This window comes from Catenibacterium sp. GCM10023432, from assembly GCF_042651925.1.
Classification (GTDB): Bacteria; Bacillota_I; Bacilli_A; order Erysipelotrichales; family Coprobacillaceae; genus Catenibacterium; species Catenibacterium mitsuoka.
Genome location: NZ_JBHSEB010000098.1, coordinates 25,262 through 50,821 on the forward strand (window position 1 = coordinate 25,262; position 25,560 = coordinate 50,821).

Sequence of the window (25,560 nt, forward strand, 5' to 3'; positions counted from 1 at the left end):
TGATTTTATGTTTAAGGTAGAAGTATTAATAGAACATCCTGTCCAGGCATTAGATCGTGGTTTTTCTTATTTATCTAAGAAACCAATTCTTACAGGAATCCGTGTAAAAGTTCCATTTAATCATCGTCAGGTGGTTGGTTATGTCTTATCGGTTGAAGAAGTTCAATTAACGCAGAAAGAACTAGAAGAAAGAGATGGCTTTAAATACTCCTATATTTATTCTGTCATAGATGAAGCACCACTCTTAAACAATGAATTAATAACACTGGCTCATCGTATGTCTAAGATGACACTTTGCCCACTTATTGCTTGTTTCCAGGCAATGCTGCCAGGTACTTTAAAACCCTCTACACATAAAATGGTCGGTATCAAGACGAGACAATGTGTAAAAGTAATCAATACAGGAACACCTAAAACAGTGAAACAGAAGGAATGTTTTCGTATGCTTTTGAATCAGGGAGAAATGTTTCTTAAGGATATCCCTTATTCTAGAAGTGTCATCTCATCTCTTGAAAATCAGGGATTGATAGAGATTTATAATAAAGAAGTACAGCGCAACCCTTATGCAGGAAATGATTTAAAGGTCAATAATGAAATTACCTTAACACCACTTCAAGAAAGTGTTGTAAGGGGAATCCTTCAAACCTCTCATACTATTTCTCTTATTCATGGGGTTACAGGATCTGGGAAGACAGAAGTCTATATTGCGCTCACTAAAAAGATGTTAGAAAAGAATAAGACAGTACTTATGCTTGTGCCAGAAATATCTTTGACGCCGATGATGGAACGTATTTTTAAAGAACGTTTTCATGACGAAGTGGCAATCATTCATTCCCGTTTATCACAGGGAGAAAAATATGATGAATATCGTCGTATAAAAAAGGGTGAAGCTCGTATTGTGGTAGGTGCGCGTTCTGCAATCTTTGCGCCAGTTGAGAATCTAGGACTCATCATTATGGATGAAGAACATGATATGAGCTATAAGCAGGATAATACACCACGTTATCATACATTATCTATTGCGAAGATGCGTGCAGAGAAAAATAATGCGAAGATTGTCCTAGGCAGTGCGACACCATCTGTAGAAACATATGCGAGAGCACAAAAAGGAATCTATGGCTTATTTGAGATGAAAGAAAGAATTAATGGGAAACCATTACCTTATTGTGAAGTGGTAGATATGGGTAACGAAGCGCGTCAGGGTAACTATTCACTATTATCTCAAAGAATGCAGCAGCGACTAGAAGAAACTCTGAATAAAGGAGAACAGGCTATGATTCTTTTAAATAAGAGAGGCTATGCGTCTTTTATTAAATGTGAATCATGTGGTAAACCAATCCGCTGTCCGCATTGTGATGTGACACTTACTTATCATAAAGCTGAAAACAGATTAAAATGTCACTTATGTGAATACTTCACTTCTGTACCTCAAGTCTGTCCTGAATGTGGTAGTACGCATCTTAAAAAGATAGGGTATGGTACACAGAAAATAGAAGAAGAATTAGAAAAGAAATATCCAGATGCACGTATTATTCGTTTTGACTTTGATACAACCCGTAATAAGAATACACATTTAAAATTACTTAAAGATTTTGAAGAACATAAAGCAGATATTATGCTTGGTACACAGATGATTGCGAAGGGGCTTGATTTCTCCAATGTCACATTTGTAGGGGTTCTTATGGCTGATCTGTCTCTTATGGTACCGGATTTTAGAGCTTCTGAACGCACATTCCAGTTATTATGTCAGGTGGCAGGAAGGAGTGGACGAGGAGATAAGCAGGGGACTGTCATGATTCAGACATTTAATCCTGAACATTATGCAATCAAGGCAGCTGTGAAGCAGGACTACGAAGCTTTCTTTAAGGAAGAGATGTTATTTAGAAAGAAAGCAAAATATCCACCATTCTGCCACCTTGTATCAGTCATTGTACAATCCCGTACACCAAAGAATGTTCATTTGACAGCCTTGGATATCAGCAAGTGTTTAAAGGAACATTTAGAAAAGGTACGCATTATCGGCCCTCAGCCCGCCTTTAAGATGCAGGATATCTATCGTGAAAGAATTTTGATTAAATATATAGAATCTAAGCCAATCTATGAACAATTAAGTCTCATCGATGATTATTATAACCGTACAAGAAAAGGAGGTGTCATTGTGGCATGCGATTTTAATCCGTATTCCACATATTAATATGAAAGAAAGAGATACAGCATTAGACATACTCATTGATTATGAAAAGAATGAGAGTTATTTAAATATCACTTTAAATCATACTCTTACTCAAGATTTCTCATCATCAGAAAGAGGACTTATTACAACCCTCGTCTATGGGACTATTCAGAATCGTTTATATCTAGAATATCAATTAGAACCACACATCCATACTCGCTTAAAAGTTGTAGAGAGAATGCTTCTATTAATGAGCCTTTACCAGCATTTTTATTTAGATACACCAGATTATGCGATAGTGAATGAGGCAGTAGAAATTATTAAAGAAAGAAGAAATAAAAGAGCAGGAGGCATGATTAATGCGATTTTGCATAGTTGTTTTAAAGAAACAAGATCTTTAGATGATTTGGATCATGATGAACGTTTATCTATTTCTACAAGTCATCCATTATGGATGGTCAAGATGTTCAATGCGCAATATGGCAAAGAAACAACAGAAAAGATTCTTCATGCTGATAATGAAGTTCCTTTAAAAAGCGGCCGTGTGAATACATATAAGATGTCTCGCGAGGAATTCTTAAAGAAGTATCTAGAGTTTACTCCAGGCTATTTATCACCAGATAGTGTGTTATTAAAAGAAGGCAATATTGCGCATACTGAAGCTTTTAAAGAAGGTCTAGTCACTATTCAGGATGAATCATCACAGATGGTAGCTCGTTTATTAAATCCAGGTGAAGAAGATGTTGTCTTGGATATGTGCGGGGCACCAGGTTCTAAAACAACACATCTTGGTATACTCATGAATAATAAAGGCTTGATTGACGTTTATGATCTTTATCCACATAAAGCAAAGCTTATTGAAGACAATGCGAAAAGACTTGGATTATCCAATATTCATGTTCATACAGGAGATAGTACAGACCTTTCATTATTTGATAAGCAGTATACAAAAATACTCTTAGATGGTCCATGTTCTGGACTTGGTGTTCTTTCCAGAAAACCTGAAATCAAGTACCATGATTCTGATGCAATGGATGAAATCATTCTTATTCAAGCAAAATTACTAGAAAATGCATATTCTTTATGTATAAAAGGTGGTAATATAGTGTATAGTACGTGCACTATAAATAAAAAAGAAAACGAAAAACAGATTGAAAAATTCATAAAGAAGCATCCCGATATGCATGTAGTGGAAGAGCGTACTATACTTCCATTTGAATATCACAGTGATGGCTTTTATATGTGTCTGTTAGAAAAGGATGTATGATGAAATCAATTTATGACTTAACACTTGAACAATTAAAAGAAGAATTAAAAGCGATGGGGCAGAAGCCTTTCCGTGCAAAACAGATCTATGAATGGATTTATGTAAAGAATGTCTATGATTTTCATCAGATGACTAATCTTTCTAAAGAACTTCAGGAAACACTTTCCAACCATTTCAGTGATGCACTTTTAACTATCAAGGAAAAGCAGGTCGCACGTGATGGTACGACTAAATATCTTCTTGAATTAGAAGATGGAGGACTCATTGAAACAGTATTGATGATTCAGACTTATGGTCGTTCATTATGTGTCACAAGCCAGTTAGGATGCAATATGGGCTGTTCCTTCTGTGCTTCAGGCTTACTAAAGAAACAGCGTAACCTTACAAGTGGTGAAATTGTGAAACAGGTCTTGACTGTTATGAATGATTTAAAAGAAAGAGTGACTCATGTAGTCGTCATGGGAACAGGTGAGCCATTTGATAACTATGATGAAGTCATGAACTTCATCTATACAGTCAATGAACCTCATGGTTTAGCTATTGGCGCAAGGCATCTCACTATCTCTACATGTGGTTTGATTCCTGGAATTGAACGTTTCTCTCATGAACCAATCCAGGTGAATCTAGCAATCAGCTTACATGCACCTAATGATGAAATCCGTAATGAATTGATGCCTGTCAACAAACGCTATAATATGGATGATTTAAGAGATGCAATCAAGACATATATTGAACGTACAAATCGTCGTGTCACTCTTGAATATATTTTATTGAAGGATGTTAATGATGATATCAAATATGCACGTCAGTTAGCGCATTATCTTCGTGGATTAAATGTCTATGTCAATTTAATTCCTTATAACCCTGTAGATGAACATGGCTATAAACAATCTCTAAGTCATACAATTACTGCATTTAAGGATGAACTTATTCGTTTACATATTAATTGTACTTTAAGAAAAGAACATGGCCGTGATATTGATGGTGCATGTGGACAGTTACGTGCAAAGAGAGAGAAAGGAGCATAATATGGCTATCTCCGCGATGACTGATATCGGAATAAAAAGGTCAGTAAATCAAGATAGAGCAGTCTATAAAATTAAGAATCATGAAATCGTTGGCGTATTGTGTGATGGAATGGGTGGTCATCTTGCAGGTGAAGTTGCTTCAACACTTGTGAGTCGTTATGTGATTGAACATTTCTTTGATCATTCACCATTTCTAGACGATGAATCTATTCATGCCTGGATTTCATCTTTACTATTAACTGCCAATGATCTTGTGAATAAGGAAAGTGACATGCATAGTGAATATGCAGGCATGGGGACTACAATTGTCATCTGTTATATGGATGGTAAGAATACTTATATATCCCATGTGGGTGATTCTAGAGCTTATTTATATAAAGATACATTAAAGCAGATTACAGCAGATGATACTTTTGTGAATGAACTTGTAAAAAGAGGTTTGATCAATGCAGAAGAAGCCTCACATCATCCAAAAAGAAATGTCTTAGTGCAGGCTATTGGTATTAAAGAAGCTTTACGTATTTCTTTTTATAAGATTGAAGAAGATTATCGTGCAATATTGCTCTGTTCAGATGGATTATATAATTCACTCTCATCTCAACAGATTGAAGAAATACTACAAAAAAATGCATCAGTTGATCAAAAAACTGAATGCCTCATTCAATCAGCCAATGAATTTGGCGGATTAGATAATATTGGTGTTTTACTAATTGAGAAGGGAGAAGCATAAGATGAGTGAAAAAGGGCGTGTTCTTGCTGATCGTTATGAATTAAAAGAACTTATTGGACAGGGCGGTATGGCCGATGTCTATCTTGCATATGATGACATATTAAAAAGAGAAGTAGCAGTCAAAATACTTCGTTCTTCTTTGACAGGAGATCCTATTTATATCACTCGTTTCCATCGTGAAGCGCGTGCAGCGGCTGCATTATGTCATCGTAATATTGTAGAAATCTATGATGTAGGTGAAGAAGATGATCTTTACTATATTGTCATGGAATATGTACGTGGTCAGACTTTAAAAGAATTAATTAACAAGCGTGGTGCACTTCATTACGTTGAAGCTGTGGACATTATGAAGCAGGTTGCTTCAGCTACTGCACTTGCACATTCTATGGGTATTGTACATCGTGATCTGAAGCCTCAGAATATTCTTGTCACTGATTCTGGCATTGTAAAGATTGCGGATTTCGGTATTGCCTCAATCCAATCTTTATCACAGGTGACTCAGACTGATACGATCATGGGCTCACTTCACTATCTTGCGCCAGAAATCGCAAGAGGTGAAAAAGCAACACCACAGAGTGATATTTATGCCTTAGGTGTTCTCTTCTATGAATTACTAAGAGGAGATGTACCATTTAATGGTGAGTCTCCAGTAAATATCGCATTAAAGCATATGCGTGATGAAATTCCTTCAGTACGTGCTTATAATCCAGCGATTCCTCAGTCAGTAGAAAATATCATTATCAAAGCGACTGCTAAGAATACAAATAATCGTTATCAGTGTGCGGATGATATGTTAGATGATTTAGACACATGTTTAGAACGTTTAGCTGAAGAAAAGCTTACTTTTGACCAGGTTAATACTGATCCAACTATTATTGCGAGCGATTCACAGTTCTTTACTAAAACGGCACCTATTGATCCTGAAACAACACAGACAGAAATTGAAGAAATCAAGCCTCAGGATGAGAAGAAGAAAGAACCAATGGATAAGAAAAAGAAGATTGCGATTGGTGCAGCGATTGGTGCTGTCATTGTATGTCTTGCGATTGTGGCAGGTTTCTTCTTACTTGGTGGTAATAAAGATGGCATGATGATGGATTTAGTAGGTAAGACTGAAAAAGAAGCAACAGCTTTATTGATTGATAAAGGCTATAAGGTTTCTGATAATGTTAACTATGAATTAAGTGATAAATATGAAAAAGGTCTTGTAGTAGCCACAGATCCTGAAGCAGGACATGCTATTAATAAAGGTGATACTGTGACATTAACTCTTTCTAAGGGTAAATATATTATCATGGAAGATTATACAGGTGTGTCTTATGACACAGCTTATAAGAAACTTACCAAGCTTGGATATAAGGTGAAGAAGTATGAAAAGTCTGATGATGAATATAAAGCAGGTATTGTTATTGGACAGTCTATTTCTGAAGGAGAAAAACAGGATCCTAATGAAAAAGGCAAGATTATCACTTTAACAGTTTCTAAGGGTGTTACTATTACTGTTCCATCACTTTATGGTCAGGACATCAATGCTGCAAAATCAACATTGGAAAGCCAGGGCTTCACCAATGTAAAATTATCTGTTCTTCCATCACCTACTGACAGTGCAACAATCAACTCAATGTCTGTTAATACAGTCGTTAAACAGTCTGTTGCACCTTATACTCAGGTAACAAGCAAGGGCACTGAAATTATCTTATATTACTATGATAAGAAACCTACTCCACCAACACCACCTTCTCAGCCTGATTTACCAGAAGATGATGATGGTGATGACGCCAGTCAGAATGCACAATCAGAATAGGAGAAGATATGCCTAAAGGTCAGATTATAAAAGTCCTTGCAGGATTCTACTATGTAGATACAGGCGAAAAAGTAGTAAGCTGCAAGGCACGTGGTAAATTTAGAAACAGAGGACAGAAGCCTCTTGTAGGAGACTTCTGCAGCTTCAAGGAAGAAAAGGATGGTTCAGGTTATATCCTTTCTCTTGATGAAAGACATAATCAGTTAGAAAGACCTCCTATTTGTAATATAGATCAAGCTCTCCTTGTATTTTCTATTGCTGAACCGGATTTTGATCAGATGCTTCTTGATCAGTTCCTCGCAATGGTTGAATATGAGAAGATTAAGCCAATTATCATTATTACTAAGATAGATCTTAATAGAGAACTTGTTCCGGTTATCAAAAAGAAGTACAATGCATATGATCTATATTTTGTATCAAGTAAAGAAAATGAGGGTATTGAAGAGATCAAACCACTTCTAAAGAATCGTGTCACAGTCGTGACAGGACAGAGTGGTGTAGGTAAATCAAGTCTTTTGAATGCCTTAAACATTGAATTGAATATTGAGACAAATGAAATTTCACAGGCATTAGGAAGAGGAAAACATACGACAAGACATGTTGAACTGATTCCGATGTATGGTGGCTATATTGCCGATACACCTGGCTTCTCTTCTTTGGAACTGAAGATGGAACCCGTAGAACTTGCGACTACTTATCATGATTTTAGAGAATTATCTCATCATTGTAAGTTTAGAGGATGTCTTCATGATAGTGAACCAAAGTGTGCTGTGAAAGAAGCTGTTGAAGCAGGAGACATAGATCAAACAAGATATGAAGATTATCTGCAGTTATTAAAGCAGGTAAAAGAAAGGAAAGATAAACGATATGGTTAAAATTGCACCTTCAGTATTATCCGCTGATTTTGCGCATCTTAAAGAAGATATTGATACAATCTATGATGGAGGAAAGTCATGGATTCATTATGATGTCATGGATGGACACTTTGTACCAAATATTTCATTTGGTTATAGTATCTTGAGTAATGTCCGTGCTGTCACTGATTTGTTTATTGATGTTCATTTAATGATTACTGATCCTGGTCAGTATTTAGATGAATTCATCAATGCAGGTGCAGATCTCATTACATTCCATATTGAAGCTGTATCAAGCGTGCAGGAAGCACGTGTCCTTATTCAGCGTATTCATGATGCAGGATGTCTTGCTTCTATCTCTATTAAACCAGGAACTGACGTAGAAGCTGTTAAACCATTCCTAGATGATTTAGATATGGTTCTTGTAATGAGTGTTGAACCAGGATTTGGAGGTCAGTCATTCAATCCTTCAGCCTTAGATAAGATTACTGAATTAAAAGAAATTAGAAATGGTAGACGCTATCTTATTGAAGTAGATGGTGGTATCAATGAAAATACAGCCAACCTATGCCGTGGAGCTGGGGCAGATGTTCTTGTGGCTGGAAGCTATGTCTTCAAGGCAGAAAATAGACAGGAAGCTATTGATTCACTCAAATGAAAATAGGCTTATACGCAAGCATGAATAATGGGGATGTCTTTAATAAAGACATCCCTTATATTGCGGTTGATGGTGGTTTGGAACATCTGCACCGTCAATTTATTAAACCATTATTCGCAATTGGAGACTTTGATTCTCTAGAACATAAAGAATACCTTGAGGGGCTAGAAGTTTTGAGCTTTCCTACACACAAGGATGAAACAGATACAGAACTAGCCATTAGCGAAGCACTTAATAGAGGTTATGATGAAATAGATCTTTATGGCGTCATTGGTGGACGTATTGATCATTTTCTAGGAGTACTCATTTATTTAAGACAGCATCCAGATATTAAGATTACACTCTATGATGATATCAATAGAATCTATTTGCTGCCTAAAGGAATACATCAGATAGACTGTACTGAATATAAATACTTCTCTTGCTTTACTGAAAAGACTTGTATTCTTACATTAAAGAATTGTGATTATCCACTTGATGGTTATACATTAGAACCTCATGATCCGTTGTGTATCTCTAATCAATGTCATGGTATTTTGACAATAGAAAATAGTGAAGATCTCATCTTTATTGAATCACAAAGAATAGGAGGATAATATGGCTGAAAATAAAGACTTTCTTGCAACTGAACCAGTAGGTAAACTATTAAGACAACTTGCCTTACCTACAGTCATAGCGCAATTAATCAACATGCTTTACAATATTGTAGACCGTATGTTTATTGGTCATATTCCCCATACTGGTGCACTTGCTTTAACAGGAGTTGGTGTCTGTATGCCTCTTATTATGATTGTGACAGCCTTTGCCTCTCTAGTAGGCAATGGTGGGGCACCACGTGCTTCTATTTATATGGGACAGGGAAATCATGATCATGCAGAAAAGATTTTAGGAAACTGTTTTATTACACAGATTATTGTCTCTATTGTATTAACACTTATTCTATTCTTTGGAAATCGTACCTTCCTACTTGCGTTTGGTGCAAGTGGTAATACAATCTCTTATGCAGTAGATTATATGAATATATATGCGATAGGAACGCTTTTTGTCCAATTAACACTGGGGATGAATATGTTTATTACGGCCCAGGGGTTTGCGAAGAATGGGATGATTTCTGTTGTAATTGGTGCATTATGTAATGTCATCCTCGATCCTATTTTGATCTTTGGATTCAATCTAGGTGTCAAAGGCGCGGCTCTTGCGACAATCATCTCACAGGGATGTTCATGTTTTTATGTTCTTCGTTTCCTGTTTGGCAAAAAAACAAAACTTAAAATAAAAAAGAAAAACTTATCTTTAGATAACTCAGTCATCTTACCCTGTCTTGCTTTAGGTCTTTCTACCTTTGTGATGCAGTCAAGTGAAAGTGTCATCCAGGTCTGTTTTAATTCTTCTTTATTAAAATACGGAGGAGATATAGCAGTAGGCGCAATGACTATATTGACTAGTGTTATGCAGTTTGCGATGCTTCCTTTACAGGGATTGGGACAGGGGGCACAGCCTATTATCAGTTACAACTATGGGGCTAAGAATAAAAAACGTGTTCAAAAGACATTTAAATTATTACTTAAGGTTTCCCTTATCTTTTCAATGGCAATCTGGATTTTGATTCAGATCTTCCCACAGATGTTTGTAGGACTCTTTACAAATGCACAAGAACTCTCTCTCTTTACCACAAAAGCACTTAGAATCTATATGGCAGTTGTAGGATTATTTGGAATTCAGATTGCCTGTCAGATGACATTTGTGGCTTTAGGTAATGCGAAAGCATCAGTTATTGTGGCAGTTACTAGAAAATTCATTCTCTTAATACCACTTATTTATATTATGCCAGCATTACTTGTGGATAAGACAATGGCTGTCTACTTAGCGGAACCAGTGGCAGATCTTTTTGCGATTACATTTACAGTATTATTGTTTAGAAAACAATTCAAGAAAGCACTTGAACATATGAACTGAGGTTTCTCAGTTCTTTTTTTCGTAGAAATAGATTATAATGATAGAGATTGAAAGAAGGATGAATATATGAGAGACCTAGAAGATATAAAAAGAAGTGGATTTAAAATCATTGAACAAAAAAGAGAAGAATTTGTGAAACAGAGCATTCTTTCTGATGAGTTCTTAGATTTATTAGATAAGAATAAAAAGCCATTTGATCTTTTAATGTCCTATTATCGTTGCGCGGTAATGGAGATAGAAACAAAATTTAGAGTATTAGATCAGGAATATTCTTTAGAATATGATGGTAATCCCATTGAAAGCATCAAGTCACGTATTAAATCATATGACAGTATTGCGAGAAAAGTAAGACGCAAGAATATTCCGATGACTATGGAATCATTAGAAGAAAATATAAGAGATATTGCAGGAGTCAGAGTTGTTTGTTCATTTCCTCAAGATATTTATGAACTTGCAGATAGCTTCTTAAGACAGGATGATATTACTTTGATTGAGATGAAGGATTATATTAAAAATCCTAAACCTAGTGGTTATCGTAGTTTACACTTAATTGTACAGGTACCAATCTTCTTACAGAAGACAAAGAAGTATGTTTATGTAGAAGTACAGCTTCGTACTATTGCGATGGATTTCTGGGCAAGTTTGGAACATAAATTACGCTATAAGAAGAATATTCCTGAAGATGAAGCAAAACTTATTGCTCAGGAACTTTATGACTGTTCAGTAGAAAGTGCTAAATTAGACAAACGTATGCAGAAGATACGTTCAATGATGAATAAGGGAGAGTCTGAATAGATTCTTTTTTGTTGGAGGAAATGAAACTTTAATATGCGGTAAACACGGCATTTAATTTTGCCTTTATTGTCGGGCGGTATTATATATAATCAAAAATAAGGTAATAGATATTACACAATTGAATGATAACAACCATTCTGTGGTCTTATTGTATTATCAGCCTATCATGTGCACTAAACATCGTAATAAGGCGATAGATGATGTTTCTTCAGGATATCATTAGAGAACGAGAAAATGTATTATAAAATACAGCAAGTTATTTGCATACATGCTATAATTTTTACTATATTTTGAAAAAAGATTGTAGATGAGTTTTTTGAAATATATAAAAGAAGTTCGAAAACAAAGCTTATAAGTCAGACGGAATTTGCGAAAGCATTATGTGTATCATACTCAATTGTCAGTAGATGAGGAATAGGATTATTCTGCTTTGTGCATGATATTGATTTTAGTGACTTCAGGAATAAATTATGGATTGAGAGTGATCTGGGGATTACTTAGCAGCAAATAACATCACTTGTGCAAATATGGAGGCAATCTTAACATTAACAGATATGCTATTCAAGTCAGCTTAGTTCATTGGTTTTGAAAACGAACAGTAATATAAATTGGAGGTATAACTCATGTATCAGGATTTATCTTTTATGAAGGTTCCGCTTCCAGAGGACATTTTGAAATTAAAAATTTATGGTGATTATGCTGGAGCCCAGAAAATGATTCGTTATTTTCTGAAAGAAAAGGATATTCCGCAGGCGCTTAGAAAACGTCTGGAAATTGAACAGGAAGTCATTGGTGTTATGGGTGGAAATGAATACCCATTTACTTATGATGAAGCATTGGAAATCATGACGAGCCATCTGCGTGATTTCAAAAAAGAAGAGTTAGATCATTTAAAAGAAATCGGTGCAGCAGATTGGGTTTATGTGGACGGCGAGGTACATTTTCAGCGTCGATTCTATGAAAATCTAATTAAGACACGTCCAGACTTTGCCAAGCGTGTAATTGTAGAAAATCCAGAGAATAACAAAGAAAACAACCTGAATCAGAAGCTATTGAACGAAAATATACATTACATGAAGGAACATGGTGGAAGAACTGTACACACTCGTATACGTTCAACAATAAAAGTTAAGAAAGAATTCGAAGAGATAGGACGCAAGGTTCGTGTACATCTTCCGATTCCTAAGGTATATGAGCAGGTTTCTAATGTAGAGATTCACGCATCTAATCCAGAGATTACATATATAGCACCTGCTGATGCACCACAGAGAACAGTATATTTTGAAACTGAACTGAAAGAGAATCAGGAGTTTATGGTAGATTATTCATTTGATTACCATGTAAATTATGTGGAGTTAGATCCTGCCAAGGTATCTGAAGAACAGCCAGATTTCTGTCTGAAAGAGCAGGCACCACATATCGTATTCACTCCTTACTTAAGAGAACTAAGAGATGAGCTTGCAGGAAATGAGACAAATCCAATTATTTTGGCGCGTCGATTCTATGATTTTGTGACAACAAAAGTTATGTATTCTTTCATGAGAGAGTATTTTACAATTGAGTGTATTCCAGAATACTGTGCAATCAATCTGAAAGGTGATTGTGGTGTACAAGCACTACTATTCATCACACTTTGCCGTATGTCTGGAATTCCGGCACGTTGGCAGTCAGGTCTATATGCAACAAAGTATTATACAGGATGCCATGATTGGGCACAATTCTATGTAGCACCTTATGGATGGGTATTTGCAGACGTCTCCTTTGGTGGAAGTGCATGGCGTGAAGGAGACAAAGAGCGTTGGAACTATTACTTTGGTAATCTCGACATTTTCCGCATGCCAGCTAACTCTGAAATCCAAAAAGAATTCATACCGGAGAAAAAATGGCTCCGCATCGATCCGATTGATAATCAGAGAGGAGAATTTGAGTACGAGGATCATGGTCTTCGCTTCTCTCAGGTGGATGTATCACAGGAACTGATTTCTATGGAAGATATTGAAAAATAAATTATCATAAGTCTCGTTCTTAGGGACAGAAATGTTTGAAGAGGGGTTCAAATGTTTCCTTCCCTTTTCTTTTTTACACACAAAACATTAAAAAGGCATTACAAATTATGTGAATAGAAAGAGTTCATATTATCTGTAATGCCTTTTTCATTTAATTTGAATAATTATGTGTCTTTTAGTAGTAAATAAAGTGATGCTCAACACTATGATACGATTATAAAGGCATATGAGGGAGACTCCATAGCAATACAGGCTGTCCTTGACCACTATGCCGGATATATTGTCTATATGGAGACGAGTAATATTGATTCACACAGAAACAGCTATCAAGTTAACTTTTGTTCCCAAAAAGATATGAAAATCAATAGTTTTTGGAATGTAATCCTAAAACTATTGAATATTTTGTTATTTTTGGAATATAATTAGTAAAAACGAAGGGAGCATTATTATGATTATAGAAAGAAAAGAATATTTAGAAAAACTGATTGCATGGAAAGATAAGCAGTTGATTAAAATTGTTACAGGTGTACGACGTTGTGGAAAATCTATGCTTCTGGAAATTTATCGCAATTATTTAAAAGAGCATGGGGTTGAGGAAGAACAGATTATTTCTATTAATTTTGAAGATCTTGATTATGAAGAACTGACAGATTACAGAAAATTATATAAATATTTAAAGGAACGTTTGATTAATGGGAAAATGACATATATTTTTCTTGATGAAATTCAGAATGTAAAAGATTTTCCGAAAGTGCTGGACAGTCTTTATATTAAAAAAAACATAGATATTTATGTGACTGGTTCTAATGCATATATGTTGTCCAGTGAGATTGCGACTATGATTTCAGGAAGATATATTCAGATTGAAATGTTGCCGTTGTCTTTTAAGGAATATATGGAAAGTACTGGTAGCATGAATGACAGAGGAATTAAATATGCTGAGTATTTGCAGAATAGTTCATTTCCGTTTACATTGGAATTAAAAAATCAGCCAGATGAGATTAGAGATTATCTGGAAGGAATCTATAATACGATTGTTGTGAAGGATATTATAAACAGGAAAAGAATCACAGATACCATGATGCTTAAGAGTGTCTTAAGATTTGTGTTTGATAATATAGGAAATCCATTGTCCTCAAAAAAAATTGCAGATACGATGACCTCAGAAGGGCGAAAAATTGATACCAAAACGGTGGGAAAATATCTGGAGGCTTTTAGCGAGAGCTATATTATATATCAGGCAAAACGTTATAATATAAAGGGAAAACAATATTTAAAGACTCTTGAAAAATATTATATAGTTGATATTGGAATGAGGTATATGCTTTTAGGTTCAAGGCAGGCAGATGCAGGACATGTTCTGGAAAATATAGTCTATTTGGAATTGTTGCGTCGAGGATATGATGTGTATGTTGGAAAAATCGATTCATATGAAGTCGATTTTGTAGCACAGAATAAAAAGGGAACAGTATATTTCCAGGTAGCACTGACTGTACGAGATGAAAATACACTTTTGAGAGAATTAAGACCATTACAAGCAATACGAGATCATTATCCGAAGATTATCTTAACAATGGATGAAGAACCAGAAGAACAATATGAAGGAATTCGACGTATAAATGCAAGAGACTGGTTATTGGGGATTGTAGACTGAGCAAAGCAAAATGCTTTAAGACTGTAATTACTTTTTTCAATTAGTAGTCACAACAAGTCACAAAATCTTTATAGAAATTAGCACTCATCTATTGACAGTGCTAATAAAAGTGATATACTAGCATTAGCACAAGAGAAAGAAGAGTGCTAAAAGGAGTGATTGCGATGAATAGTGAAAAATGGACAGAAGCCATGCAGGAAGCATTTGGACGTGCGGCGCAGAGTGCTTTATCTCTTAATCAGCAGATTGTAGATGTTGAACATCTCATGTATGCATTATTAGAAGATAGTTCTGGTATTTTCTATCGAGTACTTACAAAACTCAATATTTCTATACCAGAAGTACAGGATTTACTCAATGATGAGATAAATAAGAAACCGAGTGTGGGACAGGTCACACAGGATCAGTTACGCTTAAGTTATGATTTGAATAGCTGGATTGCGAATGCGGAAAGAATTAAGACAGAGTATAAAGATGACTATATGAGTGTAGAACATCTTATTCTCGCACTGTTTAATTCGCAAGGTACCTTTATCCGAAACTTTGTATCTCGTTATCATCTAGATAAGAAAGCAGTAGAAAAAATCATTAAGGAAATGAGAGGAGGACATAAAGTGGATACTCCAAACCCAGAAAATAATTATGAAGTATTAGAAAAATACGGACGTGATCTTGTAAAAGATGTTAAAGATGGCAAGATTGATCCAGTTATAGGACGTGATGAAGAAATCAGACGTGTGATTCAGATCTTATCACGTAAGACAAAGAATAATCCAATTTTAATTGGTGAACCAGGTGTAGGTAAAACTGCGATTGTAGAAGGACTTGCTTGGCGTATAGTTAAGAACGATGTACCCGAAACATTAAAAGATAAAACTTTATTTGAACTTGATTTAGGTTCACTTGTGGCAGGTGCTAAATATCGTGGTGAATTTGAAGAAAGATTAAAAGCTGTTTTAAATGAAATCAAGAAATCTGAAGGACGAATCATTATGTTTATTGATGAAATCCATCAGTTAGTTGGTGCAGGTAAGACAGATGGTGCTATGGATGCGGCTAACTTATTAAAACCAATGTTGGCCCGTGGTGAATTACATTGTATTGGTGCAACTACACTTGATGAATATCGTCAGTATATTGAAAAGGATGCAGCCTTAGAAAGACGTTTCCAGAAAGTATTGGTACAGGAACCTGATATTGATGATACTATTGCGATTCTAAGAGGTTTAAAGGAACCATTTGAATCTCATCATGGTGTTCAGATTCAGGATAGTGCGATTATCGCAGCAGCTCATATGAGTGACCGTTATATTACTGATCGTTTCTTGCCAGATAAAGCCATTGATTTAATTGATGAGGCATGCGCTTCAGTACGTATGGAAATTGATTCTATGCCAGAAGAATTAGATACAATTACACGTGATAAGAATCGTCTAGAGATGGAAAGAATTTCAATTGAAAAAGAAGATTCAACAGAAGACAATGAAAAGAGACTAGAAGAAATCAAAGAGAAGATTGCTTCATTAAATGAAAAGATTTCTGGCTTAACTGAACAGTGGAAATCAGAAAAGTCTCAGGTCGATCATATCAAGGACTTAAAGAATCAGAAGGTTCGTCTTGAAACACAGATGGCACAATTTGAATCTCAGGGCAACCTAGAAGAAGCTTCTAAGATCAAATACCAGACTATACCAGCTATTAATAAAGAAATAGAAGAATACCAGGCAAAAGAAAATGATGATGCTCTATTACAGGAAAAAGTTACTGTAGATACTATTTCTGAAGTTATCTCTAGATGGACAAATATTCCAGTTTCTAAGCTGATGGAATCAGAAAAAGAAAAACTATTGAATCTTGAAGATATTATGAAGATGAGAGTTATTGGTCAGGATGAAGCAATTACTAAGGTCACTGATGCAATACTTAGAAGCCGTGCTGGTATCAATGATGAAAACCGACCAATTGGTTCATTCTTATTCCTAGGTCCTACTGGTGTAGGTAAGACAGAAGTAGCGAAAACTTTAGCAGAACAGCTCTTTGATAGCGAAAAGAATATTGTACGTATCGATATGAGTGAATATATGGAGAAATATAGTGTCTCTCGTTTATTAGGTGCTCCTCCAGGATATGTAGGTTATGAAGAAGGTGGACAGTTAACTGAAGCGGTTAGACGTGCTCCATATAGTATTGTTTTATTAGATGAAATTGAAAAAGCCCATCCAGATGTCTTCAATATCTTATTACAGATTCTTGATGATGGTCGTTTAACAGATTCTAAAGGTAATGTAGTTAGCTTCAAGAATACAATTATCATTATGACTTCTAATATCGGTTCTCAGTACTTGTTGCAGGGTAATAATGAAGAAACACGTAAAGAAGTGGATAATGAATTAAAGATGCACTTCAAACCTGAATTCTTAAACCGTATTGATGAAATCGTTATGTTCAACTCACTTGATTCAAGTGTTGTTTATAAGATTATTGATAAATTTATTCATGAACTTGAAGGTCGTCTAGAAGAAAAGAAGATTACTTTAGAAGTCACTGATGCGGCTGAAAATAGAATTGCACAGGATGCATTTGATGCAACATTTGGTGCTCGTCCAATCAAGCGTTATATCCAGTCTCATATTGAGACAATGCTTGCAAGAGAAATTATCAAAGGTACAATTCATGCCAATAGTCATGTAATCATTGATTATGATAATGGATTTGTTGCGAGAGAATCATAAAGTGTAAAAGAAGATAGAATCCCCCTCTATCTTCTTTTTTTTCTATTGTCTTTTCAATGTTTCATAAAAATGTTAGAATGCTAGAGGAGAGATGACTATGCAGAGATATTTTATTAAAAACAATTATAGACAAAATGATATTATTATCGCTGATGATTCTATGTATAAGCATATGACTAAGGTTATGCGCATGGAAAAAGGCGAACATGTTATTTGCATTGATGAAGATAAGCATGTATGTTTGTGTGAAATCATAGATTTAAAACAGGGCTTATTACAGATTAAGGAAGAACTTCAGGAAGATAATGAATTGGATGTTGAAGTGACTTTAGTCTATGGGTTACCTAAGAGTGATAAATTTGAATTTGTGATTCAAAAAGCAACAGAACTAGGGGTTACACGTATTGTTCCATTACGTGCTTCTAGAAGTATTGTGAAGATGGATGAAACACGTTTTAATAAGAAAAAAGAGCGTTTTGAACGTATTGCTCAGGAAGCAAGTGAACAATGTCATAGACAGATTGTTCCTGAAATTACGCCTCCTATTCAATTATCACAGCTTGAAGATTATTTATCTGAAGTTAATGTTGTGGCATATGAAGAAGAAAGTAAGAATGGTGAACACCGTGCTTTCACGAAAGCACTTGATGCACTTCATACTTCTATTACTATTATTGTAGGACCTGAAGGAGGTTTTGATCTTCAGGAAGTAGAAAAGATGCAGGCAATGGGTGTTGTGCCATGTTCTATTGGTAATCGTATATTAAGAAGTGAAACAGCACCTTTATATATGCTAAGTGTTATTGGGTATAGAAGAGAATTGGGGGATTAATATGAACTTTATTGCAGTCATTAATAAATACAGCAGGGATACAAAGTATACTAAGACAAAGTTGTATCATTATTGTGAAGAACATAAAAAAGAACTAGAATCAATGGATATTCGTTTTAAGATCAAATCTGAAATTGATTTATTCAATATGGAAATTGTCCTACGTTCGTTAGAAGGTAGAGATGCTATTGAAGGGTCTTATGATCTTTTTGCGGCAGGTCATTATGATATGTTTGAATATATCACTTATGAAGAAAAACGAAAGATGTTCAACAATGATCTCAAGAATGTTTTAGAAACGCTCCCTCATTTTTATGATGAAGAAAGTTCAAGAGACATTTATATTCCTGTCTATTCTCCTGATATTAATGGGTGGTATATCAACGATTATCAGATTCTCTTATTGAAGCAGCATGCTGAATTTGTAAAGAGTCAAAAAATCACATTAGATACCGCTTATAGATATTATGGACCTATTTTATTAGATACACCTTTTTCAAGTTTAGAAAAGATTTATGAAAATGAATCTCACATTGCCTACTATTATGAAGAATTGGGGACAATCTATTTATTTGTGAAAGAAGATTTCTCATTAATCTGCCGTATGGTCATAGGTGATGATAATCGTCATTCTAATAAGGTGTCTATCGAAGATGCGAAAGAATTAGTTAGTTATTATGAACGTGGTGAATATACACAGTTCATTGAGTACATGCATGATCATCAGTTGATTAGTGATCATACATATAAGAAATTAAATAAGAAAGTGAAGTGAGACAATGGCAACAGTTGCTTTTCATACATTGGGCTGTAAAGTAAACAGCTATGAATCAGAGGCGATGTTAGAAATATTCAAAAAGAGAGGATATAAAACAATCGACTTCGAATCTCCTGCAGATGTATATGTTATTAATACTTGTACAGTCACAAATACAGGAGACTCTAAATCAAGACAGATGATCCGTAAGGCACATCGTACAAACCCTGAAGCAGTCATCTGCGTTGTGGGCTGTTATTCACAGGTTGCGAGTGAAGAAATCACAGGAATTGAAGGTGTTTCTGTTGTGCTAGGAACTCAGCATCGTGCATCCATTGTGGACTTTGTAGAAGAATATAAGAGTACACATAAACAGATAGTTAAAATTGAAAATGTTATGAAGGTGTCTCGTTTTGAAGACTTAAGTATTCATGCATTTGAAAATAAAACAAGAGCTTTCTTGAAAATTCAAGATGGCTGTAATAACTTCTGTACATATTGTATTATTCCTTATGCACGTGGAGGCGTACGTTCTCGTCCTAAGGAAGATGTATTAAGACAGGCTCAGGAATTAGTAGACAGAGGATTTGTAGAAATCGTATTAACTGGTATTCATACAGCAGGTTATGGTGTGGATTTAGAGAATTATTCTTTTTATGACCTATTGGTAGATTTGACAACTAAGATTAAGGGATTGAAGAGATTACGTATTTCTTCTATTGAAATGAGTCAGGTCAGTGATGAGATTATCGAACTTATTGGAAAGAGTCCTATTATTGTTGATCATCTTCATATTCCAATTCAGTCTGGCACAGATTCTATTTTAAGAAGAATGGCAAGACATTATAATACAGCTGAATTTGAAAAGAAATATTTTGAATTAAAGGAAGCATTACCAGGAATCTCTATTACAACAGATGTTATTGTAGGATTCCCAGGAGAAACAGAAGAAGACTTTGCAGATACATATAACTGGATCAAGAAGCTTCATTTCAATCAGTTGCATGTTTTCCCTTATTCAAGAAGAAAAGGCACACCTGCAGACGGTATGCCAAGTCAGGTCCCAGGTGACGTTAAGAAAGAACGTGTTAGAAGACTATTACAGTTATCTGATGAATTAAAAACTGAATTCGCATTATCTGAAATGAATAAGGAACTAGAAGTATTGATTGAAGAAGAAAAAGATGGCTATATGGTTGGTCATGCATCTAATTACTTAAAGGTTCTTGTGGCAGATACTTCTTTAAAAGAAGGACATATTTATAAAGTGAAAGTAACAGATCATCGAGGTTATGATTTAATCGGGGTGGTTTCTAGTGAAGAGGCTTAATGAGCTTTTTAAAGTTGAAAGTGATTTGAAGATTGAATCTATACATAGCGATTCTCGTTATGTAAGAAAAGATTCTATCTTCTTTTGTATTGAAGGACTTGTGACAGATGGTCATAAATATGTGGATGATGCTATTTTCCAAGGAGCTAAATGTATTGTCCATTCTAAACCATTGCGTCGTTATTACCAGGGTATTGTCTATATTCAAGTACCTGATGTTCTAGATGAACTCAATCGTGTGGCAGATCTTTTCTATGATCATCCCTCTTATAAGATGACAGGTATTGGAGTAACAGGTACAAGTGGCAAAACGGTAGTGGCCCGTGTTGTTGCACGCTTATTAGGTCGTTATTTAAAGATGGGCTATGTAGGAAATAACGGCATAGAATATGGAGCCACTATGATGCAGATGACAGGAACAACGCCTGACCCAATCTGCCTTCATCGTAATTTCTACAACATGGTTAAGGAGAATGTAAAAGGCTTTACTCTTGAAGTATCGTCTCATGGTTTAGCTTTAAAGCGTGTTGATTCTGTTAATTTCAGTATTGTGGTTTTTACAAACGCTTATGAAGAACACATGGAATTTCATGGTACGATTGATAATCTGATGGTTTCTTATGAAAAACTCTTTAGATTATTAAAAGAAGGTGGTTATGCTATCTTAAACGCAGATGAAGTGCGTTTTAATCATTTTCTTTCAATGAATTATAAAGATTTGTCAGAACATGCAAAAATCTTAAGCTATGGTATTCATCATAAAGCAGATATTATGGCTCGTAATATTGAATACTTTATTGATCATTCAACATTTGATATATGTATTAAGAATCGTTTATTTCATGTAGAAGTTCCAATCATTGCACCTTTTAATATTTCAAATACACTTGCAATATTAACAACACTTTATGCCTTAGAGATGACACCTGAAGAAATAGTCAATGCGATTAAATATATTCAGCCAGTAGAAGGGCGTATGGAGGTTGTACCTGTTAAACAGCCTTTCCATATTATTGTAGACTATTGCCAGCATGCACATAACTTTGAAGAAGTATTTAAGTTTGTACATGGTGTAAAGGGAAATGGTCATTTAATTGCGGTATTTGGTGCACCAGGTCGTAAAGATATTCATAAAAGAAGCAAGATTGGTGCTTTGGCTAATAAGTACTGTGATTATGTCATTTTGACAGAGCAGGATGAAAGAGATGATGATATTGAAGGAATCTGTGAGCAGATTCAAGAACAGATTGTAGATCCAATTTCTGTTATCATCACCAATCGTCGTTTTGCTATTCAGCAGGCTATTGATGCAGCCTGTGCAGGAGATGTTATTCTTATCCTAGGAAAAGGTCATGAACAGTTCATGACATCTCTGGTAGGTAACACACCTTATCCTGGAGATAAATTCATTGCACAGGAGTATGCGAAACAGTTATATAATCAGGAATTGGAAGAAGAATTATAGATTTAAAATGAGTTATCAAATTACATGAATAAAAGTCAAAAAAGACTTGCATTATTTAAAATCATTGTGTATAATCATATTCGAATTTAGCGGTAAAGGGGGGAAAGTTCAATGGCAAAGACAGTAGTAAGAGAAAATGAATCTTTAGATGATGCTTTACGTCGTTTTAAGAGACAAGTTTCTAGAACAGGAACCCTTGCTGAAGCTCGTAAAAGAGAATTCTATGTTAAACCTGGTTTAAAGAGAAAAATGAAATCAGAAGCAGCTAGAAAGAACCAGAAGAAACGTCATAGATAAGATTTATTTTTAGAAGAGTCATCTGACTCTTCTTTTTTTCAATGAAAGGATGATTTTATGGAAAAGGTAATTCAGTTGAATGGATACAGTTTAGATGCCATGCAATTGTTATGTGGTCCGCATGATGAAAATATCGCATTATTAGAAGATGAGTTTGAAAATGCAATCAATGTACGTGGTACAGATATTTATCTTGATCATAGTGATCCAACACTAGAAAAAGTAATTCATGTACTTCTCAAACTGACTAAGAAAGATGTACGTATTTCTAAAAGAGATGTTGTATATGCTATTAAATTAGGACGCAATGGAAAACTTGATGAAATGGATTCACTTTTTGATATTCATATTGCGCGTACAAGCCATGGTAAGATCATCTATCCTAAGACTATGGGTCAATTAGAATATTATCATGCCTTAAAGGATCATGATGTTGTATTTGCGATTGGTCCAGCTGGAACTGGTAAAACATATTTATCTGTTGTATTTGCTGTACAGGCATTAAAGAATCATGAAGTACAGAAAATCATTTTAACTAGACCTGCCGTAGAAGCAGGAGAGAATCTTGGATTCCTTCCAGGGGACTTAAAAGAAAAGATTGATCCTTATCTAAGACCTCTTTATGATGCACTTTATGATATGTTAGGTGCAGAAAATACAGAAAAACTGATTGAAAAGGGTATTATTGAAATTGCACCACTTGCTTATATGCGTGGTCGTACACTAGAAGATGCTTATGTTATTCTAGATGAAGCGCAAAATACAACAGACAATCAGATGAAGATGTTCTTAACACGTCTTGGCTTCAATTCTAAGATGTGTATTACAGGGGATATTACACAGATTGACTTACCTAAACAGACAACAAATGGCTTAAAGCACGCCATGAAGATCCTAGAGGGTGTTAAAGGAATCTCTTTTGTTTACTTAACAGCACTTGATGTTGTTCGACATCCGGTTGTTGCTAGAATTATTGAAAAATACGATATGAACAAATAAGACTGATTGTTTCTGATCAGTCTTTATAATATTTCAGTATTTTCTTATGAGCAGTAGGAATTGTGATTTCCTCCTGCTCTTTATTTGTATAGAAATTTATTGAGTGCTTATTCGCTCTAAAAATATAAACATGCATATACCATGTACGATGGGTGAACACATGCTTAAAATCCTTTAAATGAGATAATACTTCTAATTCTATGCCATAATCTTCTTTAAATGCCTCTATAAAGGAATAAGGACTCTCCACCTCATATTGCGGGAGTAAATACATATTTTCTAGTAAACCATTTTTATTTTTAATAAGCATGACTTCATCTTCATAAACAACTATACCTGTAATATAAGAGATACTCTTCTTATTTACTTTCTTGATGTTGATAGGAAGAACTTCCTGCTTATTTGTTGAATAAGCCTGACAATGACCTTGAAGTGGACACTCTTCACAATGAGGATGAACAGGGAGACAGATTGCATTCGCTAAATCCATAATACCTTGATTAATTTGAGCTGAATCATAACCAACGACGAGCTTATTTCCTATCTCCGTAATTTTCTTTACAGTCTTGTTTGAGGCAATATTATCCTCTATCGCATATAATCTGCTCAATACTCTTAAAGCATTCCCATCAACTGCAATATAAGGTTTATGATAGGCAAAACTCATAATAGCACTTGCGGTATAGGGGCCTACACCAACAAGTGAGAGAATATCTTCATAATCCTTAGGAAAATGATTCTCAATCATCTGTGCGCTCTTATGAAGATGTAATGCGCGACGATAATAGCCTAATCCCTCCCAGTATTTATAGACTTCTTCTATTGAGGCATCAGATAGAGTTTTAACATCTGGAAATCTTTCTATAAAGCGATTGTAGTAGGGAATCACTGCAGTGACGGTTGTCTGCTGCAGCATGATTTCACTCACCCATATCTTATAAGGGTCGTCTATATCTCTAAAAGGGAGAACACGTTTATTCTCTTTGTACCAGTTTATTAATTCTTCTTGTATATTCATTTAAATCACCATGAGTCATTATATATTATAGGTGTATTTTTGTCTTCAAATATGCTAGAATATAGGTACAAACTAATTCTTATTAGGAGGTCAATAGTATGAAACTGATAATTGCGATTGTGAATAATGATGATAGTTCAACTGTTCAGAGCGCTTTAACTGAAGGTGGTTTCTTTGTTACAAAATTAGCCACTTCAGGAGGCTTCTTGAAGAAGGGAAATACAACATTCTTCGTAGGAACAAATGATGATAAGGTAGATGGCGCAATTAAAATCATTAAAGCAAATGCCAAGAAGCGTGTCGAAAAAGAACCTACAGTTCCACCTACAGAAATGGGTGAATTCTTTACACCAATCATGGTAGATGTACTTGTTGGTGGTGCTACAGTATTTGTAGTTGATGTTGATCGTTTCGAGAAAATCTAATAATTGAGAAAAAAAAGGATGGTCAAACCATCCTTTTTACTTTAATATAGTCAACAGGTGATTAATCTGAATAAAAATTGAAAGAGAAAACAAATTTTACCCTAAAAAAGTGCATAAAGCCCCTTTCCCCAAATGGATGGCTATTCTATTTGAGGTGAGTTCGTAGATTCTTTTCTGATGAGTTGTAGAATCTCTGCTTCAGACAAGCCAGTGCGGCTGAGCTGATTGAAGGCATTTCGTAAATTGTTTTTTACGTATTCGATTCGTTGCTTCTTTGTTGTTTCAACATCTGCCATATCTGTTGGGTTAAATACTTCACCAGTTTTTAAAAGGTGATAGACAGCAATAAGTATTTTTCTCGCAATCGCAATGATAGCTGTTTCTTACCGCGCCTTTTAGTTATCTTGTTAAATTTGTCTGCGTAGTAATCGCAGTTCTTATCTTTTACGGCAGCATGTGCAACCTGAACAAGGCAAGGCTTAAGATAAACACCAGCTTTTGAAATCTTAACTGATTTCTTTTTGCCGGCTGATTCATTACATCCAGGAGCTAATCCAGCCCATGCAGCAAGTTTGCGATGAGAGGACCACTGAGACATATCAGTGCCGATTTCAGAGATAATGGTAATAGCAGATTTTCTATTGATTCCTGGTATTGTACAAAGAAGCTGTATGTATTCTTCGTAGTTGGCAACCATCAAGTCGATATGATGCTGTATTTCATCAAGTAGAGAATCTAGATATTCCATATGTTTCTGAACGATTCGAATTCTAGCCTTTT

23 protein-coding genes are annotated in these 25,560 nt (G+C 35.1%); 21 read left to right on the top strand and 2 right to left on the bottom strand.

Going from position 1 to position 25,560, the window contains the following annotated elements; translation table 11 throughout:
- Positions 1–7: 7 nt before the first annotated feature.
- The 20 genes from priA to ACFOZZ_RS12420 all read left to right on the top strand — a co-directional run bounded on the left by priA (position 8) and on the right by ACFOZZ_RS12420 (position 23,337).
- Positions 8–2,194 carry a replication restart helicase PriA gene (gene priA, locus ACFOZZ_RS12325; RefSeq protein ID WP_278860344.1) on the top strand — a complete coding sequence of 729 codons (2,187 nt, stop codon included), beginning with the start codon at positions 8–10 and terminating at the stop codon, positions 2,192–2,194.
- On the top strand, positions 2,151–3,440 hold the full coding sequence (gene rsmB, locus ACFOZZ_RS12330) for a 16S rRNA (cytosine(967)-C(5))-methyltransferase RsmB (RefSeq protein WP_329967536.1): 1,290 nt from the start codon (positions 2,151–2,153) through the stop codon (positions 3,438–3,440). The genes priA and rsmB overlap by 44 nt, the downstream gene beginning before the upstream one ends.
- The gene (gene rlmN, locus ACFOZZ_RS12335) at positions 3,440–4,468 is read left to right on the top strand and encodes a 23S rRNA (adenine(2503)-C(2))-methyltransferase RlmN (RefSeq protein WP_055233559.1); all 1,029 of its coding nucleotides are present in this window, start codon (positions 3,440–3,442) and stop codon (positions 4,466–4,468) included. Before rsmB ends, rlmN begins: the two co-directional genes overlap by 1 nt.
- Position 4,469: 1 nt before the next feature.
- Complete coding sequence (locus ACFOZZ_RS12340; protein WP_055233558.1) at positions 4,470–5,198, top strand: Stp1/IreP family PP2C-type Ser/Thr phosphatase; 729 nt, start codon at positions 4,470–4,472, stop codon at positions 5,196–5,198.
- Between the two features lies 1 nt (position 5,199).
- A complete protein-coding gene (gene pknB / locus ACFOZZ_RS12345; protein WP_270468253.1) occupies positions 5,200–7,002 on the top strand; it encodes a Stk1 family PASTA domain-containing Ser/Thr kinase in 1,803 nt (600 codons plus the stop codon).
- 8 nt (positions 7,003–7,010) lie between these two features.
- Positions 7,011–7,877, top strand: coding sequence for a ribosome small subunit-dependent GTPase A (gene rsgA / locus ACFOZZ_RS12350; RefSeq protein WP_055234633.1), 867 nt, complete (start codon positions 7,011–7,013; stop codon positions 7,875–7,877).
- Positions 7,870–8,514, top strand: coding sequence for a ribulose-phosphate 3-epimerase (rpe, locus tag ACFOZZ_RS12355; protein WP_055234631.1), 645 nt, complete (start codon positions 7,870–7,872; stop codon positions 8,512–8,514). The genes rsgA and rpe overlap by 8 nt, the downstream gene beginning before the upstream one ends.
- Positions 8,511–9,110, top strand: coding sequence for a thiamine diphosphokinase (locus tag ACFOZZ_RS12360; RefSeq protein WP_006505128.1), 600 nt, complete (start codon positions 8,511–8,513; stop codon positions 9,108–9,110). The genes rpe and ACFOZZ_RS12360 overlap by 4 nt, the downstream gene beginning before the upstream one ends.
- Before the next feature lies 1 nt (position 9,111).
- Complete coding sequence (locus tag ACFOZZ_RS12365; protein ID WP_286696856.1) at positions 9,112–10,470, top strand: MATE family efflux transporter; 1,359 nt, start codon at positions 9,112–9,114, stop codon at positions 10,468–10,470.
- A gap of 66 nt (positions 10,471–10,536) precedes the next feature.
- Positions 10,537–11,265: a GTP pyrophosphokinase gene (locus tag ACFOZZ_RS12370; RefSeq protein ID WP_278780360.1), complete on the top strand. Its 729-nt coding sequence runs from the start codon at positions 10,537–10,539 to the stop codon at positions 11,263–11,265.
- A gap of 623 nt (positions 11,266–11,888) precedes the next feature.
- The gene (locus ACFOZZ_RS12375) at positions 11,889–13,271 is read left to right on the top strand and encodes a transglutaminase-like domain-containing protein (RefSeq protein ID WP_376815339.1); all 1,383 of its coding nucleotides are present in this window, start codon (positions 11,889–11,891) and stop codon (positions 13,269–13,271) included.
- Between the two features lie 216 nt (positions 13,272–13,487).
- On the top strand, positions 13,488–13,697 hold the full coding sequence (locus ACFOZZ_RS12380) for a helix-turn-helix domain-containing protein (protein ID WP_279078931.1): 210 nt from the start codon (positions 13,488–13,490) through the stop codon (positions 13,695–13,697).
- Positions 13,698–13,719: 22 nt separating this feature from the next.
- Positions 13,720–14,925 (top strand): ATP-binding protein, encoded by a 1,206-nt coding sequence (locus ACFOZZ_RS12385; protein ID WP_055289134.1) that lies wholly within the window; start codon positions 13,720–13,722, stop codon positions 14,923–14,925.
- A gap of 164 nt (positions 14,926–15,089) precedes the next feature.
- Positions 15,090–17,657, top strand: a complete 2,568-nt coding sequence (gene clpB / locus ACFOZZ_RS12390; protein WP_055289837.1) for an ATP-dependent chaperone ClpB — start codon at positions 15,090–15,092, stop codon at positions 17,655–17,657.
- A 97-nt stretch (positions 17,658–17,754) separates the two neighbouring features.
- Positions 17,755–18,489: an RsmE family RNA methyltransferase gene (locus ACFOZZ_RS12395; RefSeq protein ID WP_055289835.1), complete on the top strand. Its 735-nt coding sequence runs from the start codon at positions 17,755–17,757 to the stop codon at positions 18,487–18,489.
- Position 18,490: 1 nt separating this feature from the next.
- The gene (locus tag ACFOZZ_RS12400) at positions 18,491–19,264 is read left to right on the top strand and encodes a hypothetical protein (RefSeq protein ID WP_055234556.1); all 774 of its coding nucleotides are present in this window, start codon (positions 18,491–18,493) and stop codon (positions 19,262–19,264) included.
- A 4-nt stretch (positions 19,265–19,268) separates the two neighbouring features.
- Positions 19,269–20,576, top strand: a complete 1,308-nt coding sequence (gene mtaB / locus ACFOZZ_RS12405) for a tRNA (N(6)-L-threonylcarbamoyladenosine(37)-C(2))-methylthiotransferase MtaB (protein ID WP_376815340.1) — start codon at positions 19,269–19,271, stop codon at positions 20,574–20,576.
- The gene (locus tag ACFOZZ_RS12410) at positions 20,563–22,041 is read left to right on the top strand and encodes a UDP-N-acetylmuramoyl-L-alanyl-D-glutamate--2,6-diaminopimelate ligase (protein WP_055234560.1); all 1,479 of its coding nucleotides are present in this window, start codon (positions 20,563–20,565) and stop codon (positions 22,039–22,041) included. Before mtaB ends, ACFOZZ_RS12410 begins: the two co-directional genes overlap by 14 nt.
- A gap of 111 nt (positions 22,042–22,152) precedes the next feature.
- A complete protein-coding gene (gene rpsU / locus ACFOZZ_RS12415) occupies positions 22,153–22,338 on the top strand; it encodes a 30S ribosomal protein S21 (protein WP_055234561.1) in 186 nt (61 codons plus the stop codon).
- 57 nt (positions 22,339–22,395) lie between these two features.
- Positions 22,396–23,337, top strand: a complete 942-nt coding sequence (locus ACFOZZ_RS12420; protein WP_055234563.1) for a PhoH family protein — start codon at positions 22,396–22,398, stop codon at positions 23,335–23,337.
- A 16-nt stretch (positions 23,338–23,353) separates the two neighbouring features.
- Here the strand turns inward: ACFOZZ_RS12420 and ACFOZZ_RS12425 are convergent, their stop codons facing one another.
- A complete protein-coding gene (locus tag ACFOZZ_RS12425; RefSeq protein ID WP_278780718.1) occupies positions 23,354–24,355 on the bottom strand; it encodes an A/G-specific adenine glycosylase in 1,002 nt (333 codons plus the stop codon).
- A 98-nt stretch (positions 24,356–24,453) separates the two neighbouring features.
- Between ACFOZZ_RS12425 and ACFOZZ_RS12430 the strand changes: the two genes are divergently transcribed.
- A complete protein-coding gene (locus tag ACFOZZ_RS12430) occupies positions 24,454–24,780 on the top strand; it encodes a cyclic-di-AMP receptor (protein WP_376815341.1) in 327 nt (108 codons plus the stop codon).
- Positions 24,781–25,105: 325 nt separating this feature from the next.
- Here the strand turns inward: ACFOZZ_RS12430 and ACFOZZ_RS12435 are convergent.
- Positions 25,106–25,560: transposase (locus tag ACFOZZ_RS12435; RefSeq protein WP_376815342.1), on the bottom strand; the 455-nt coding region annotated here is incomplete at its 5' end.

Excerpts from the sequence above, each read along its gene's own strand:
- rpsU (WP_055234561.1), top strand. The coding sequence starts at position 22,153 with ATGGCAAAGACAGTAGTAAGAGAAAATGAATCTTTAGATGATGCTTTA.
- rlmN (WP_055233559.1), top strand. The coding sequence starts at position 3,440 with ATGAAATCAATTTATGACTTAACACTTGAACAATTAAAAGAAGAATTA.
- ACFOZZ_RS12395 (WP_055289835.1), top strand. The coding sequence starts at position 17,755 with ATGCAGAGATATTTTATTAAAAACAATTATAGACAAAATGATATTATT.
- pknB (WP_270468253.1), top strand. The coding sequence starts at position 5,200 with ATGAGTGAAAAAGGGCGTGTTCTTGCTGATCGTTATGAATTAAAAGAA.
- mtaB (WP_376815340.1), top strand. The coding sequence starts at position 19,269 with ATGGCAACAGTTGCTTTTCATACATTGGGCTGTAAAGTAAACAGCTAT.
- ACFOZZ_RS12385 (WP_055289134.1), top strand. The coding sequence starts at position 13,720 with ATGATTATAGAAAGAAAAGAATATTTAGAAAAACTGATTGCATGGAAA.
- rpe (WP_055234631.1), top strand. The coding sequence starts at position 7,870 with ATGGTTAAAATTGCACCTTCAGTATTATCCGCTGATTTTGCGCATCTT.
- rsgA (WP_055234633.1), top strand. The coding sequence starts at position 7,011 with ATGCCTAAAGGTCAGATTATAAAAGTCCTTGCAGGATTCTACTATGTA.
- ACFOZZ_RS12370 (WP_278780360.1), top strand. The coding sequence starts at position 10,537 with ATGAGAGACCTAGAAGATATAAAAAGAAGTGGATTTAAAATCATTGAA.
- ACFOZZ_RS12420 (WP_055234563.1), top strand. The coding sequence starts at position 22,396 with ATGGAAAAGGTAATTCAGTTGAATGGATACAGTTTAGATGCCATGCAA.
- ACFOZZ_RS12430 (WP_376815341.1), top strand. The coding sequence starts at position 24,454 with ATGAAACTGATAATTGCGATTGTGAATAATGATGATAGTTCAACTGTT.
- ACFOZZ_RS12375 (WP_376815339.1), top strand. The coding sequence starts at position 11,889 with ATGTATCAGGATTTATCTTTTATGAAGGTTCCGCTTCCAGAGGACATT.
- ACFOZZ_RS12340 (WP_055233558.1), top strand. The coding sequence starts at position 4,470 with ATGGCTATCTCCGCGATGACTGATATCGGAATAAAAAGGTCAGTAAAT.
- ACFOZZ_RS12365 (WP_286696856.1), top strand. The coding sequence starts at position 9,112 with ATGGCTGAAAATAAAGACTTTCTTGCAACTGAACCAGTAGGTAAACTA.
- ACFOZZ_RS12400 (WP_055234556.1), top strand. The coding sequence starts at position 18,491 with ATGAACTTTATTGCAGTCATTAATAAATACAGCAGGGATACAAAGTAT.
- ACFOZZ_RS12425 (WP_278780718.1), bottom strand. The coding sequence starts at position 24,355 with ATGAATATACAAGAAGAATTAATAAACTGGTACAAAGAGAATAAACGT.
- priA (WP_278860344.1), top strand. The coding sequence starts at position 8 with ATGTTTAAGGTAGAAGTATTAATAGAACATCCTGTCCAGGCATTAGAT.
- clpB (WP_055289837.1), top strand. The coding sequence starts at position 15,090 with ATGAATAGTGAAAAATGGACAGAAGCCATGCAGGAAGCATTTGGACGT.
- ACFOZZ_RS12360 (WP_006505128.1), top strand. The coding sequence starts at position 8,511 with ATGAAAATAGGCTTATACGCAAGCATGAATAATGGGGATGTCTTTAAT.